Below are 14,793 nucleotides of genomic sequence, written 5' to 3'. Positions count from 1 at the left end.
CTGGGAGCCGGGCGGACAACCCGCTGGGTGTGCGTGCTGTCCCGGGTGGCGCGGGGCCGGCCGGTGACCAACGGGATCGGCCCGGCGGGCGCGTTACGGCCGTGACCCCGCGCCCGCGTCGCGTGGTAGCCCGGTGACGGTCCGGGAATGGCGGGGCGGGCGGACCCGTACCACAGAGGGGTTGTCCGTGATGAACGTCCTGGGCCGATGGGAATCCCGCCGCCGGCATGGAAGGCTTGCCGGCATGGGCATGGTCAAAGTTGTCGGGCTGGTGCTGCATCCACGCCGTGACTGTGGCGCCGCGATCGACGCGATCACCGGCTGGGCGGTCGAGCGCGGGGTCACCGTGCTCGGTCTTCCCGACGAGGTGAGCCGGATCAGCGGCTGCACCGCGGAGGCGGTCGAGGCGGAGGAGATGGTGGAGCGGGCGGGGCTGCTGGTGAGCCTCGGTGGCGACGGCACGATGCTGCGCACGATGCGCCTGGTGGAGGGCCGCCGGACCCCGGTTCTGGGGGTGAACGTGGGGCGGCTCGGGTTCCTCGCCGAGGTGGATCTGTCCGGTCTGGGGGAGGCGCTCTCCGCGATCGACGAGCACCGGTTCACCATCGAGTCGCGGACGGCGGTGCACACCACCCTGCCGGACGGGCGTGCGGTGTCGGCGTTCAACGACGTCGCCCTGGTCCGGGTGCCGGGGCACGGGCTGGCCGCGGTGGGGATCCGGGTGGAGGGCGGCGGGTTCGTCAACTACGCGGCCGACGCGGTGATCGTGTCGACGCCGACCGGTTCGACGGCGTACAGCTTCTCCGCCGGAGGCCCGATCGTCTCGCCGAACGTGCAGGCTCTGATCGTGTCGGCGGCCGCCGCTCACTCGTCGTTCAACAGGTCGCTGGTGCTGGACACGAGCGAGCAGTTGGCGCTGGACGTGCTGCCGACCAGCGGCCGGCTGGCGATCGAGGTGGACGGCATCATCGAGGGCTATGCCGAGCCCGGGTCCACTCTCGAGATCCGGCCGATGCCGGCCGCCGCCGAGGTGATCCGGTTCGGGCGGACCTCGTTCTACGAGCGGGCCCGCCGCAAGCTGCGGGTGGAGGGCAGCGCCTCGGCGGTCGCGCTCGACCCGGCCGACGCGGTGGTCGTCGACAGTTTCGAGCGTCATCGTTACGAGGTGATGATCGGCGGGGAGACCGTGGGGACCCTCGACTACACCGCCAAGCCCGGTCAGATCGAGCTGTTGAACACCGAGGTCGACCAGGCGTTCTCCGGCCGGGGGCTGGCCGGCCGCCTGGCCGCCGCCGCGCTCGCCGACGCCCGGTCGCGCGGTCTCACCGTCATCGCCACCTGCCCGTTCGTCACGGGCTACCTCGAACGACACCCCGAGAGCTGAGGACAACCCATGGGCCAAGCCGCGATCCTCACGGTCGACGACGACCCGTCCGTTTCCCGCGCCATCGCACGTGACCTGCGCCGCCGCTACGCCGACCGGTATCGGGTGGTGCGCGCCTCCTCCGGCGACGAGGCCCTGGAGGTGCTGCGTGAGCTGAAACTGCGCGGCGGGCGGGTCGCGGTGATCCTCGCCGACTACCGGATGCCGCAGATGAACGGCATCGAGTTCCTGGAGCAGGCGATGGACCTGTTCCCGCATGCCCGCCGGGCGCTGCTGACCGCCTACGCCGACACCGACGCGGCGATCCAGGCGATCAACCTGGTCGACGTCGACCACTATCTGCTCAAGCCGTGGGATCCGCCGGAGGAGAAGCTCTACCCGGTGCTGGACGCGCTGCTCGACGCCTGGGAGGCGACCGGGGAGCAGGAGCTTCCGGACATCCGCCTGGTCGGGCACCGGTGGAGCGAGCCGTCCTTCCAGATCCGTGACTTCCTGGCCCGCAACCTCGTGCCGTACAAGTACTTCGGCGCCGACGAGCCGGAGGGCCGCCGTCTGCTGGAGGCCGCGGAGGCCGGGCCGGAGGCGGTGCCGCTGGTGGTGACGGCCGACGGGCGGGCGCTGTCCCGGCCGTCGGTGCAGGAGGTCGCCGAGGTGGCCGGCCTCTCCACCAACCCGGGGCGCGACTTCTACGACCTGATCATCGTGGGTGGCGGGCCGGCCGGGCTGGGCGCGGCCGTCTACGGCGGGTCGGAGGGCCTGAAGACGCTGCTGATCGAGCGGCAGGCGGTCGGCGGCCAGGCCGGGCAGAGTTCCCGGATCGAGAACTATCTGGGCTTCCCGGACGGCATCTCCGGCGCCCAGCTCACCGACCGGGCCCGCCGGCAGGCCGACAAGTTCGCCGCCGAGACGATCAGCACCCGCGAGGTGGTCGGGTTGCGTACCGACGGGTCGGCGCGCACGCTGACGTTCGCCGACGGTGGCGAGGTGTCGGCGCACGCGGTGCTGCTGGCGACCGGCGTGTCGTACCGTCCGCTGGTCGCCGACGGCGTGGCCGACCTGACCGGGTCGGGCGTGTTCTACGGCTCGGCCGCCACCGAGGGGCCGGCCTGCGCCGGTACCGACGTCTACATCGTGGGCGGGGCCAACTCGGCCGGGCAGGCGGCGCTGTTCTTCTCCCGGTACGCCCGCCGCGTCACCCTGCTGGTCCGCGGCGACTCCCTCGAGGCGTCCATGTCGTACTACCTGATCCAGCAGCTGGCCCAGGTGGCGAACATCGAGGTCCGGACCCGGTGCGAGGTGGTCGGCGCGCAGGGCGACGGCCATCTGCAGGCGATCACCATCTGCGACAGCAAGAACGGCACGAAGGCGACGGTCGAGTGCGGCTACCTGTTCGTGTTCATCGGCGCGGAGCCGCGGACCGACTGGCTCGGCGACACGCTGCTGCGTGACGAGAAGGGCTTCATTCGTACCGGAACGGATCTGCTTCTCAACGGGGAGCGCCCGCGGGGATGGGATCGGGACCGGGATCCGTTCTATCTGGAGAGCAGTGTCCCCGGTATCTTCGCGGCCGGCGACGTCCGGGCCAGTTCGGTGAAACGGGTGGCCTCGGCGGTCGGCGAGGGTGCGATGGCCGTCGCGCTGGTCCATCGTTACCTGGAGGCTCAGTGATGTCCGACATGACCGACGAGATCCGTCTCGAACCCTGCGAGCCCGGACGGCTCACCATCGAGGATCTGCGTTCGCTCTTCCTCTTCGAGAAGCTCACCGACGAGCAGCTGGCCTGGCTCGCCGAGCACGGCTGCACCATGCGGGTTCCCGGCGGTGGCCTGGTGCTGCGCGAGGGCGACCCGGCCGTGTCGTTCTTCGTGCTGCTCACCGGCACGATCACGCTGACCCGCCGGGTCGGGCAGGACGACGTCACCACGACCCGCACCGAGCAGCGTGGCGTCTACATGGGCGCGACACAGGCGTACCTGCGTGAGGACGGGGTTCCCCGGACCTATCAGGCGTCGATGCGGGCGATCACCGACGCGGAGTTCTTCGTGCTCTCCGCCGACGACTTCGGCTCGCTGATGCGTGACTGGTTCCCGATGGCGATCCACCTGCTGGAGGGTCTGGCGCTGGGGATGCGCAGCTCGCAAGCGGCGATCGGCGAGCGGCAGCGGCTGGCCGCGCTGGGTGCACTGTCGGCGGGGCTGATGCACGAGCTGAACAATCCGGCGGCGGCCGCCTCCCGGGCCACCGGGGCGCTGCGCCAGCGGGTCGCCGCGATGCGTCTCAAGCTCGGCAAGCTCGCCGCCGGCAAGGTCGCCCCGGACCGGCTCGTCGCTCTCCTGGAGTTGCAGGAGGAGGTGATCGAGCGGGCCGCGAAGGCGCCGGCGATGACCGCCATGCAGGTCGCCGACCTGGAGGACGAGCTGGGCGACTGGATGGAGGACCGGGAGATCACCGCCGCGTGGGACATCGCGCCGGTCTTCGCCCAGGGCGGCATCGACACCGAGTGCCTCACCGAGCTGGAGTCCCGGCTCGCCTCGCCGGAGCTGCTCGACCAGGCGATCCACTGGATCGGCTATGCGTTGGAGACCGAGCAGCTGATGAGCGACATCGAGGACGCCACCGGCCGGGTGTCCAAGCTGGTGCACGCCGCCAAGCAGTACTCGCACGTGGACCGGGCCGCCCATCAGTGGATCGACGTGCACGTGGGGCTGGACAGCACGCTGGTCATGCTGGGCCACAAGATCGGCGACACGATCCGGGTGGTCAAGGACTACGACCGTGACCTGCCGCAGATCCCGGCGCACCCGGCCGAGCTCAACCAGGTGTGGACCAACGTCATCGACAACGCGGTCCAGGCGATGGGCGGGGCGGGCACCCTCACCATCCGCACCTACCGGGACGACGATCGGCTCGTGGTGTCGGTCGGCGACACCGGCCCGGGCATCACGCCGGAGGTGCGCAAACGCATCTTCGAGCCGTTCTTCACCACCAAGGCCGTCGGTGAGGGGACCGGGCTGGGCCTCGACATCTCCTACCGCATCGTGGTCAACGGCCACGGCGGGGACATCGAGGTCCATTCGGAGCCGGGCGACACCCGGTTCCTGATCCGGTTGCCCTTCAGCGAGCCGGCGTCAGCCTAGGAGCCCGCGGACATAGGCCGCCTGTCCGGCGTGCTGGGCGTCGTCGTCCAGCACGCTGACCAGGCGGACCCCGAGGGTCACCGGCGGATCCCAGTTGCGGTCGACGATCCGGTCCAGGTCGGCGGGGGTCAGGGTCTCGACCCATGCGACGGTACGGGCGAGCACCGCCCCGAAGTACCCGGTCAACGTCTCCCAGTCCGCCGGCGCCACCCGGGCGACCTGCTCGGGCCCGTGCCCGTAGCCGGTGTCCGACGGGTCGGACTTGAGCCCGAAGCGTGGCCCCCAGTCGCCGGTCACGTAGATCTGCTCGCCACCGATGACCCCGGTGAGGTGGTGGTCCTGCACCCGGGTGAGGTGCCAGACCAGCCAGCCGATCGAGTTGGCGCCCGGCCGCGGCGCCCAGCGCAGTTGCTCCGGCGTGAGGTCACGGACGGCCGCCTCGATCGTCTCCGGCAGCCGGCCGTACCCGTCTTTCAGGATGTCCCGGACGTCCATGCTCACTCTCCCGTGGTGCCGTCGGCGACCTGTTCCGGCCCCTGCCCCTGCTCGGCGCCGGTGTCGCCGCCGGTCTCATTCTGCTCCGGCGCGCCGGTCCCGGCGGGCGTCGTCGGCGTCGGGCCCTCGGTCGTGGGCGTCGGCTCGGCCGGGGCGGTGGTCGTCTCGGTGGCCGGTGCCGTCGTCTCGGTGGTGGTCGTCTCCGGGGCCGTCGACGGCGTCCCGGCCGGTTTCTGCTCCGGCTCGTCCTCGGTGTGCTTGTCCTCGGTGTCGAACAGGATCGTCGGGCTGCCGGTGTCACGGCCGCTGGTCACGTCGGCGGCCGACCGGCCGGCGAACAGCTCCGCGGTCGTCAGCACACCCATACCCAGCAGGAAGAACGCGCCGGTGACGAGGACGACCCGCTTCCAGTGGATCCGGCGCTCCGGCTTCGTCCCGGTGTCCTCGGCCGTCTCCGTCTCGGAGGCCGCAGCTTCGGACGCGGCCTCGACCGCCGGGGTGCCGACCGCCGCCGGGGCGATCATGAACGCCGACTGAAGCTGTTTGGTGCCGTGGTTGATCGATCGATGGTAGATCTCAGTGCCGATCGAGCTGATCAGACTCGCCAGCGCGGCCCCGATCAGGGTGCCGGCGACTCCCAGGAAGGAGCCGAGCACCGCCGCCGAGACGGCCGCGAGAGTGCCGGCGATGGTCTTCGGAACGTCGATACCGGACCAGAAACGGCCCGCAGCCTGCTCAGACATGTCCTCCTGATCCCCTGCGTCAGAATTGCGCGGATCAGGAAGCCTTTACCTCCACGGCAGTTGCTAAACCCGTCGACTCGGCGGCGACGTGCCGCCTGGTCAGCCGCCGGGTGCGCAGGATGCCCGCCACACCGGCCGCGGCCACCAGGAACTGCACCGACATCGCGACCCGGAAGTCGTCGATGTGATAGTCGTTACCGCCGCCGGTACGGTAGTCGAGGATCAGCCCGATCAACTCGATCGTCACGAGCGACGCCACGAACCCGCCCACGTTGACCACCCCGGTGGCGGTGCCCAGACGGCTCGGCGGGTTGAAGCTGCGCGCGAAGTCGAACCCGATCATCGACCCCGGGCCGCCCAGCCCCAGCGCGATCACCAGCGCCACCAGCAGCGGCAGCGGCGCCCGCCCCGGCCAGGCGATCACCACCGCCCAGGCGGTCATGTTGATCGCCACGATGCCGAGCACCAGCCACGACCGGCGCAGCGGATGCCGCTGGGTGAGCATGCCGAGAACCGGCCCGGCCAGCATCCCGGTCACCACGAACACGGTCAGCAGCACCCCGGCCGTGGCCCGGCTCAGCCCCTGCCCGGCGACCAGGAACGGCACACCCCACATCAGCGCGAACACCGTGCCGGTGAACTGGGTGGTGAAATGCGCCCACAGCCCCAGCCGGGTGCCCGGGTGCCGCCACGAGCTGCCCAGGTCGACACCGAGCTGCTGCCAGCTCACCGACGCTCCGCTGATCCGCCGCTCGGGCGTGTCACGCAGCGCGGCCAGCGCCACGATCGCCGTGAACACCCCGACCCCGGCCGCGCCGAGGAACGCGGTGGTCCAGCCCGCCCCGGCCAGCACGGCGGCCATCGGCACCGCCGACAGCACCTGCCCGAGCTGCCCGATGATGCCGGTCAACTGGGTGAGCACCGGCACCCGGCGCGCCGGGAACCAGCGGGGCACCAGCCGCAACACGCTGATGAACGTCATCGCGTCGCCCGCGCCGACCAGCACCCGGGCCAGGATCGCCCCGCCCAGGCCGTCGGTGAAGGCCATCAGCACCTGCCCCGACGCCATCACCGCGGCGCCGGCCAGCACGAGCCGCAACGACCCGAACCGGTCCAGCAGCAGCCCGACCGGGATCTGCAGGGCGGCGTAGACCAGCAGCTGCAGGACGGCGAAGACGGCCAGCGCGCTCGCGCCGACCCCGAACCGCTCCTGGGCGTCGAGCCCCGCCACACCGATCGAGCTGCGATGCAGAACCGCCACCGTGTACGCGGCGAGGCCGGCGGCCCACACCGCCCAGGGACGCAGGGCCATCAGACGCCTTCCGCAGTGCTGGGTAACGTGCGCCTACCACCCTTCTCCGTTACCGGCGCCACCGGCAACGTTCGCCTTCTCACTCGGTGAGGTACGTCTCCAACCACGCGAGGGTCTCCCGGAGGAACTCGGCCCGGGCCGCCCGGTGCAGCAGTTCGTGGCCCTCCCCGGGGAAGAGCAGATAGCGGTGCGGGTGGCCCCGGGCGGCCAGGGCGGCGACCACCTGCTCGGCCTCGATCACCGGCACGTTGCTGTCGTTGGCGCCGTGCACGACCAGCAACGGGGCCCGCAGCCGGTCGATCCGGTGGATCGGGGACAGCTCGCGCAGCAGTTCGGCGTCGTGGACCGGGTGGCCGTACTTACTCACCGCCGCGGACGCGATCCACGGCTCGGTGTGCTCGTAGAAGGTGGCGAAGTTCGACATGCCGCAGATGTCCACGCCGACGTCGAACAGCTCCGGGAACCGGGTCAGCGCGGCGAGGGTGAGGTACCCGCCGTAGGAGCGGCCCATCACCCCCACGCGCCCGGCGATCCCTGCGTCACGCAGATGCTCCACGCAGGTCCGGACGTCCTCGATCGCGGCCGGTCGCAGGGCTCCGTTGTCGGCGTCGACGAACGAGCGCCCGAAGCCGGACGATCCGCGCACGTTGGCGGCGAAGACGGCGATGCCCCGGTCGGCGAGCGTCTGGAAGAGCGGGCCGTGCCCCGGCCGCTCCTGGGCCTCCGGGCCGCCGTGCAGCCACACCACTGTCGGATGCGGGCCGGGCGTGCGCGGGGTGAACAGCCATCCGGTCAGCGTCAGCCCGTCGTGTGCCGGGAACGAGCGCAGCAGCGGACGGATCGCGCCGGGCGACGCCGGAACCGCCGAGACCGCGCTGACCTGCCCGGACTCCCGCTGCCAGACCCAGACGCCGTGCGGCTGGCCGGGCCCCTCGGCAGTGAACGCGAGCGTGGATCCGTCGAAGCTCCACGCCAGGTCGGCGGCGACCGGGCCGGGCAGCGGGCCGACCGGGACCGGCTCGCGATGCCCGTCGTGGTCCAGGTCGACCAGCGCGACCTCCGACTCGCCGCCCCGGACGTTCCACAACACCGCGGCGGTACGCCCGTCCGCCGTCACCGCGAAGTCCTCGACCTCGGGGGTGCTCGCGAGCACCTCCACCGCGTCGCCGGCGATACGCAGCAGGGCCGGGAACTCGCCGTCCTGGCTCAGCGCGTAGACGCAGCCGCCGCCCGGGCTGAAGACCGCCCGCTCGCCCCGGGTGACCGGCTTCTCCGTGCCGAGGGCCAGGTCACGCAGCATGATGTGGCGGGCGCCGCGTGGTCCGTACCGCAGAAGCGCGAAGCGCCCGGCCGGGTCCACGTCGAGAAGGGTGACCAGATCGCCCTCGGTGACCACGGTCCGCGTCCCGGCCGTGACGTCGATCAGCACGGCCGTGGTGAGGTTCTCGGTGAGGGCGAGGATCGGCCGGCCCGGCAGCCACCGCATGTTCTCCGCGGTGCCGGCGCCGAACCCGGCGACCTGGTGCAGGTCGGAGCCGTCCGGGCGGACCAGCCACACCTCGTTGCGGGGCGCGCCGCCGGGGGCGATCTGGCAGGCCAGCCAGCCGCCGCCGGACGACCACCGCACCGTCGACACCGGCTCGGGCCCGGTGTCGACGCGGAAGGCCAGCTCGCTGCCGACCGGCTGCACCCAGACGGCGGGCACGCCGCCACGGTCGGAGACGTACGCCATGTGCCGCCCGTCCGGGGACAGCGCCGGCGACCAGTTGCCGGCGGCCTCCGAGTCGAGACGGCGCCAACCCGCGGGCAGCACTGTCACGTCGATGCGATGGAGCTGGCCTTCCAACGAGGATTCCCCCTGTCTACAACTGCTGCAACCACATCTCCAGCAGCGCTAGCTGCCACAACTGGTTCGCCCCGAGCGTGGTGCGCGGGGTGTTCGGATCGGCCAGGAGCGCGCTCACGTACTCCGGCCGGAACAGCGCCCGGTCCCGGGCGGCCGGCGCGTGCAGCGCGTCCCGGACCAGGTCGAGCACCGGTCCCTCCAGATGCCGGATCCCGGGCACCGGGAAGTAGCCCTTCGGCCGGTCGATGATCTCGTCCGGCACCAGCCCGCGGGCCGCGTCCTTGAGCACTCCCTTGCCGTCGTGGGCCAGTTTCAGCTCCGGCGGGCAGGCCGCCGCGATCTCCACCAGCTCGTGATCCAGGAACGGTACGCGCGCCTCCAGCCCGAACGCCATAGTCATGTTGTCGACCCGCTTGACCGGGTCGTCCACGAGCATCACCTGCGAGTCGAGGCGCAGCGCGGCGTCGACGGCGGTGGTGGCGCCCGGCCGCCCGAAGCTCTCCTCGACGAACCGGCGGCTGACGTCGTCGTCCACCAGCCACTCCGGGTTGAGCTGCCGGGCCAGGTCGTGGTGCGGCCGGTCGAAGAACTCCGCCGCGTATGCCTCGGCGGCGGACTCCCGGGACACGCCGGCGAGCGGCGGATACCAGCTGTAGCCGGCGAAGATCTCGTCCGCTCCCTGCCCAGATTGCACCACCTTGACCTGTCTCGCAACGTCTTCGCTGAGCAGGTTGAACGCGATGCAGTCGTGGCTCACCATCGGCTCGCTCATCGCCGCCACGGTCCGCTGCACCGCCGGTAGGAACCGGTCCTGACCGATCCTGATCTGATGGTGCTCGGTGCCGAACCGCTTGGCCACGATGTCCGAGTACGCGAACTCGTCACCGCTCTCCCCGCCACCGGAGTCGAACCCGATGCTGAACGTGGTGAGCCCCGTCTGCCCCTGCTCGGCCAGCAGCGCCACGATGAAGCTCGAGTCCAGGCCGCCGGAGAGCAGCACCCCGACCGGCACGTCGGCGACCATCCGCCGCTCCACCGCCTGGCGCAGCTTGTCCCGTACCGCCTCGGTCCACTCCTGTCCGGTCGCCGCGACCGGCCGGGTGAACGACGCCTCCCAGTAGACCCGCTCGGTCGACGTGCCGTCGGCGCGGATCACCCGGACCGTGGCCGGCGGCAGCTTGCGCACTCCGGACAGGATGGTCCGCGGCGCCGGCACCACCGAGTGGAACGTCATGTAGTGGTGCAGCGCCACCTTGTCGATGCTCGTGTCCACCCCGCCGGCCGCGAGCAGCGCCGGCAGCGTGGACGCGAACCGCAGCCGGCCCGGCGACTCGGCCACGTACATCGGCTTGATCCCGAGCCGGTCCCGGGCCAGCGTGACCGTCCCGGTGTCGTGCTCGGCGACCGCGAAGGCGAACATCCCGAGGAACCGGGTGACACAGTCGGCGCCCCACCGGTGGTAGGCCTTGAGGATCACCTCGGTGTCCGACGTCGAGACGAAGGTGTACCCGTGCCCGGCCAGCTCCTCGCGCAGCTCCCGGTAGTTGTAGACGCAGCCGTTGAAGACCACGGTGAGCCCCAGCTGATCATCGGTCATCGGCTGCGCGCCGGCCTCCGACAGGTCGATGATCTTCAGGCGCCGATGACCGAAAGCGATCCGCCCGCCGTCCCAGAGCCCGTCACCATCGGGGCCCCGTGACTCGAGACGGGGCAGCATCCGCCGGATCGCCTCGGTGTCCGCCCGCCGGTCGCCGTAACAGATCTCTCCGGCGATCCCGCACATGAAATCCCTCCCTCTATCCGAGCAACCAGGTGTCCTTCGAGCCGCCGCCCCGCGAGGAGTTGACGATCATGCTGCCCGCCGGGGCGACCCGGGTCAGCGCGGCCGGCGCCACCACCGACTCCGTGCCGGTGAAGACGAACGCGCGCAGGTCGACGTGCCGCGGGGCCAGCCGGTGCCCGTCGAAGACCGGATGAGTGGAGAGGTTCACCACCTCCTGGGCCACCCAGCGGTGCGGGGCGGTCCGGATCTGCCGGCGCAGCGCCGCCAGCTCGTCGGCGGTCGCGTGCGGGCCGATCACGATCCGGTCCCCGCCGTAGCCGTCGACCGGCTTGCAGACCAGCTCCTCCAGACGGCCCAGCACCTCCGCCCTCTGCTCGGGGATGCCGCACAGATAGGTGGGCACGTCGGCCAGCAGCGGCTTCTCGTTCAGGTAGTACTCGATCAGGCGGGGCACGTAGGCGTACACCGCCTTGTCGTCGGCGATGCCGTTGCCCAGCGCGTTGGCCAGCACGATCGTGTCCGCGTGCAGCGCCGACACCAGGCTCGGGCCCAGCGGCATGCCGTCCGCGCCGGGGGAGTGGACCAGACTGTCCTCACCCATCCGCAGGTAGATGACGTCGACCCGGTGCCGGTGGCCGTTCCTCAGCCGCCACACCCGGCCCTCGTCCACGAACAGCTCGGTGCTGCGCACGACCGGCACGTCCATCGCCTCGGCCAGCATCCGGTGCTCGAACCAGGCCGAGTCGTCCGGACCCTGGCTGAGCACCACCAGCTCCGGGTCGTCCCCGGCGGCCGGGCCGGCCGCGTCCAGCAGGGCCCGCTTGAGCAGCTTCGGAGTGTCCTCCACCGAGATCAGCGCGGCCGGCCGGGGCAGCTCCGGCAGGACGCTCCAGGTGAGACGGCGGTTCTGCATGGCGTACGCGATCCCGGACGGCACCCGCAGGTTGTCCTCCAGCACACACCACTTGCCACTGCCGTCCCGCACGAGATCGACCCCCGCCACCTGGGTACGCACCGCGGGCCGGCTGATCAGCGCCCCACTGGCCCGCAGCTCCGGCGACCCGTCGATCACCCACTCCGGCACGACACCGTCGGCCACCACCTGCCGCTCGCCGTAGACGTCACCGAGGAACGCGTTCAGCGCCCGCACCCGCTGGACCAGGCCCTGCCGCAGTCCCGACCAGTCGTCGGCCGGCACGATCCGGGGCACCAGGTCGAACGGGAACAGCCGGGTCGCCGCCTCGCCGGCCACACTGAACGTGATGCCACGCGCCCGCTGCTCGTCGTCCCGGGCGTCCTCACGCTGCCGCAGGCCGGTCGCGCCCAGCGAGGTCAGCACCGGCAGGATCCCCGAGTACGCCGGATCGACCCGCCCGCTCGGGAAGGCCTCGTCACCGTCGGCCACGTACGCCTCGATCAACGCCGGCGCCGGAGGCCCGGCCGGACCGGCCTCGGTGACGCCCCCGCGGGTGTCGGCCACCAGCATGTCCACCACGTCCGACAGCCGGCCGCGCCGGGCCAGCGCACGCCGCTGCCGGGCCGCCGAACTGCCCCGGCTCAGCGCCCGCAGCGTCAGGTCGAACACCTGGTCCCAGTCGCCCAGCTCCTCCAGCTGCGGGCGCAACTCGCCGACCAGGCGCTCCACCGCGACGGCGGCCGGCACCGGCACCGGCGAGCGCGGCAGGTCCAGCAGGTCGCCCTCCAGGCCGGACCGGGCGGCCCGCCACATCGCCGCCCGGTGCAGCGGCGGCCGCGACGCGGGCAGCGCCAGACCGGCGCGGTGCTCGCCCTGCGCCCGCAGCACCAGCGCCCGGAAGATCCCGGCCAGCAGGATCACTGTCTCGACATCCGGGCTCGCGTCGGTGACCCGCAGCTCCACGGTGGGCACGTGCGCCGACGGGCGGACGTCGAAATACACCATCTTCGGGTCGCTGATCGTGCCCGACGCGATCAGGTCGCTGACCAGCGCCTCGTGCTCCTGCGCCGAGTGCAGCTCCCCGCTGTCGCCGGCGGTCGGCCAGCGCATCCACACCAGCGAGCGGACACTGGCATAACCCGAGTCCTCACCCAGCCAGTAGGGCGAGCTGGTGGAGAGCGCCAGCAGCACCGGCAGCGCCGGGGCCACCCGCTGCGCCACCGACACCGCCTCGTCGCGGTCCGGCACTCCGACGTGCACCTGCGCGCCGCAGATGAGCTGCTCCCGTACCAGCATCTGGTATTCGTGCAGCATCCGCTGGTAGCGCGACGTCGGTGTGACCGGCAGCGCGTCCAGGTCGACGAGCGGCACGGTGCCCGCCGCCACCAGCCCCAGGCCGAGCGACTCGGCCACCCGGATCGCCTCCCGGCGTCGCTGCGCGACACCGATCCGCAGATCGTCGAGGGTGCTGCTCACCGGCGTGTTGGTCTCCACCACCGATCGGTGCAGCTCGGCGGAGAAGTGCGCGGCGTCCAGCCGGTCCAGGATCTCCGGAGCACGGGGTACGAGCTCCCGCGTCCCGAGGTCGACGACGTGCAGTTCCTCCTCCACGCCGAGCGTGAGGGCGGCCCGGCCGGGGGCTCGGTGGTGTTCAGCCTGCAATGACTCCGTCATGGGGACCGCCCTTGCGCGTTCGTCGTCAATCGCCGTTTCCGTCGGAGCTTTCCCATCGGATGTGGCGAATTCGTGACGTGCCCATTTCGTGCCACGGTCAAGCATGACGATCACGACACGACCGACCGGGCGGACAGACTGCTCCAGGTCACCGGTACTCTCCCGGTGACGCCCGACACCCCGGAGGTCAGGAAATGAGCAGCGTTGTCGTCATCACCGGATCCGCCGGTCTGATCGGCTCGGAAGCGGTCCGGCACTTCGCCGGCCTGGGCATGGACGTGGTCGGGGTCGACAACGACATGCGCGGCTACTTCTTCGGCGCCGACGGCTCCACCCAGTGGAACCTGCAGCGTCTGGTCAAGGAGGTCGGCGACCGCTACACGCACCACAACGTCGACATCCGCGACCGCGACGGGCTGGACAGGCTCTTCGCCGGCCTCGGGTCCGCCGTCGGCCTGGTGATCCACGCCGCCGCGCAGCCGAGCCACGACTGGGCCGCCCGCGAGCCGTTCACCGACTTCGACGTGAACGCGGTCGGCACGATCAACATGCTGGAGGCGACCCGGCGGCACGCCAAGGACGCCCCGTTCATCTTCACCTCGACAAACAAGGTGTATGGGGACACGCCCAACTCGCTGCCGCTGATCGAGCTGTCGTCCAGGTACGAACTGCCCGAGGACCACAAGTGGTATGGCGGCATCGACGAGACCATGTCGATCGACAGCAGCATGCACTCGGTCTTCGGCGCCTCCAAGGTGGCCGCCGACATCATGGTCCAGGAGTACGGCCGCTACTTCGACATGCCGACCGCGGTCTTCCGGGGCGGCACGCTGACCGGCCCGGGCCACTCCGCGGCCGAGCTGCACGGCTTCCTGGCGTATGTGATGCGTTGCGTCATGGAGCAGCGGACGTACAAGATCTTCGGCTACAAGGGCAAGATGGTCCGCGACGCCATCCACTCGCACGACCTGATCACCGCGTTCGAGGCGTTCCACAGGGCCCCGCGGGTCGCCGAGATCTACAACATGGGTGGCGGCCGTTTCTCCAACTGCTCCCACATCGAAGCCTTCAAGATCGCCTCGGAGATCACCGGGCTGGAGGCGCGGACCGAATACGTCGACCAGAACCGGATGGGCGACCACCAGTGGTGGATCAGCGGGACCGGTCGTTTCGAGCAGCACTACCCGGAGTGGAAGCTGACCTACGACGTGCCGGCCATCCTCCGCGAGATCTACGAGGCCAACCAGGACGTCTGGAAGTCCTGACCCCGCACCTCAACCCCGCGTGTGGTTGTCAGCGGTGTCTCAATGACGTTGAGACACCGCTGACAACCACACCGCCTTTTCCGGCCTCTGCCTCCGGCCCTCGTGCCCGCCCGCCTCCTGCTTGGCCTTTTCGGCCGGCCACCGCGGTCCGCCCCTCACGGTCGGCCCTGCGCCCGGGCGGGTGGGCTTGCGGCGCGCTGTAGGCGGTTCGCTGGCTCGTGGCCGATAGATTCGGGGC

At 71.3% G+C, this 14,793-nt stretch carries 10 protein-coding genes; 4 read left to right on the top strand and 6 right to left on the bottom strand.

What is annotated here, in order from left to right; translation table 11 throughout:
- Positions 1-244: 244 nt before the first annotated feature.
- The 3 genes from BM290_RS15585 to BM290_RS15575 are packed head-to-tail and all read left to right on the top strand — an operon-like array spanning position 245 to position 4,521.
- Positions 245-1,384, top strand: a complete 1,140-nt coding sequence (locus tag BM290_RS15585) for an NAD(+)/NADH kinase (RefSeq protein WP_093614487.1) — start codon at positions 245-247, stop codon at positions 1,382-1,384.
- A gap of 9 nt (positions 1,385-1,393) precedes the next feature.
- On the top strand, positions 1,394-3,052 hold the full coding sequence (locus BM290_RS15580; protein ID WP_093614485.1) for an NAD(P)/FAD-dependent oxidoreductase: 1,659 nt from the start codon (positions 1,394-1,396) through the stop codon (positions 3,050-3,052).
- Positions 3,052-4,521 carry an ATP-binding protein gene (locus tag BM290_RS15575; RefSeq protein ID WP_093614483.1) on the top strand — a complete coding sequence of 490 codons (1,470 nt, stop codon included), beginning with the start codon at positions 3,052-3,054 and terminating at the stop codon, positions 4,519-4,521. The genes BM290_RS15580 and BM290_RS15575 overlap by 1 nt, the downstream gene beginning before the upstream one ends.
- Here BM290_RS15575 and BM290_RS15570 read toward each other — a convergent pair.
- From BM290_RS15570 to BM290_RS15545, 6 genes are all read right to left on the bottom strand, one after another.
- A complete protein-coding gene (locus tag BM290_RS15570; RefSeq protein ID WP_093614481.1) occupies positions 4,513-5,016 on the bottom strand; it encodes a mycothiol transferase in 504 nt (167 codons plus the stop codon). The genes BM290_RS15575 and BM290_RS15570 overlap by 9 nt on opposite strands.
- A gap of 2 nt (positions 5,017-5,018) precedes the next feature.
- On the bottom strand, positions 5,019-5,759 hold the full coding sequence (locus BM290_RS15565; RefSeq protein ID WP_093614479.1) for a hypothetical protein: 741 nt from the start codon (positions 5,757-5,759) through the stop codon (positions 5,019-5,021).
- Positions 5,760-5,793: 34 nt separating this feature from the next.
- Entirely contained in the window at positions 5,794-7,071 is a 1,278-nt protein-coding gene (locus BM290_RS15560) for an MFS transporter (RefSeq protein WP_093614477.1), read from the bottom strand.
- A 79-nt stretch (positions 7,072-7,150) separates the two neighbouring features.
- A complete protein-coding gene (locus tag BM290_RS15555) occupies positions 7,151-8,917 on the bottom strand; it encodes a S9 family peptidase (protein ID WP_093614475.1) in 1,767 nt (588 codons plus the stop codon).
- A gap of 16 nt (positions 8,918-8,933) precedes the next feature.
- On the bottom strand, positions 8,934-10,700 hold the full coding sequence (locus BM290_RS15550) for an N-acetylglutaminylglutamine amidotransferase (RefSeq protein ID WP_093614473.1): 1,767 nt from the start codon (positions 10,698-10,700) through the stop codon (positions 8,934-8,936).
- A gap of 13 nt (positions 10,701-10,713) precedes the next feature.
- Entirely contained in the window at positions 10,714-13,290 is a 2,577-nt protein-coding gene (locus BM290_RS15545) for a carboxylate--amine ligase/circularly permuted type 2 ATP-grasp protein (RefSeq protein ID WP_093614471.1), read from the bottom strand.
- A 194-nt stretch (positions 13,291-13,484) separates the two neighbouring features.
- Between BM290_RS15545 and BM290_RS15540 the strand changes: the two genes are divergently transcribed.
- Positions 13,485-14,555 carry an NAD-dependent epimerase/dehydratase family protein gene (locus BM290_RS15540; RefSeq protein ID WP_093614469.1) on the top strand — a complete coding sequence of 357 codons (1,071 nt, stop codon included), beginning with the start codon at positions 13,485-13,487 and terminating at the stop codon, positions 14,553-14,555.
- Positions 14,556-14,793 lie beyond the last annotated feature (238 nt).

The sequence above is a fragment of the Actinoplanes philippinensis genome (assembly GCF_900113015.1).
Classification (GTDB): Bacteria; Actinomycetota; Actinomycetes; order Mycobacteriales; family Micromonosporaceae; genus Actinoplanes; species Actinoplanes philippinensis.
Note: the sequence above shows the minus strand (reverse complement) of the source record. Positions and strands in the feature narration are given on the sequence as shown.

Excerpts from the sequence above, each read along its gene's own strand:
- BM290_RS15565 (WP_093614479.1), bottom strand. The coding sequence starts at position 5,759 with ATGTCTGAGCAGGCTGCGGGCCGTTTCTGGTCCGGTATCGACGTTCCG.
- BM290_RS15550 (WP_093614473.1), bottom strand. The coding sequence starts at position 10,700 with ATGTGCGGGATCGCCGGAGAGATCTGTTACGGCGACCGGCGGGCGGAC.
- BM290_RS15575 (WP_093614483.1), top strand. The coding sequence starts at position 3,052 with ATGTCCGACATGACCGACGAGATCCGTCTCGAACCCTGCGAGCCCGGA.
- BM290_RS15570 (WP_093614481.1), bottom strand. The coding sequence starts at position 5,016 with ATGGACGTCCGGGACATCCTGAAAGACGGGTACGGCCGGCTGCCGGAG.
- BM290_RS15580 (WP_093614485.1), top strand. The coding sequence starts at position 1,394 with ATGGGCCAAGCCGCGATCCTCACGGTCGACGACGACCCGTCCGTTTCC.
- BM290_RS15545 (WP_093614471.1), bottom strand. The coding sequence starts at position 13,290 with ATGACGGAGTCATTGCAGGCTGAACACCACCGAGCCCCCGGCCGGGCC.
- BM290_RS15560 (WP_093614477.1), bottom strand. The coding sequence starts at position 7,071 with ATGGCCCTGCGTCCCTGGGCGGTGTGGGCCGCCGGCCTCGCCGCGTAC.
- BM290_RS15585 (WP_093614487.1), top strand. The coding sequence starts at position 245 with ATGGGCATGGTCAAAGTTGTCGGGCTGGTGCTGCATCCACGCCGTGAC.
- BM290_RS15540 (WP_093614469.1), top strand. The coding sequence starts at position 13,485 with ATGAGCAGCGTTGTCGTCATCACCGGATCCGCCGGTCTGATCGGCTCG.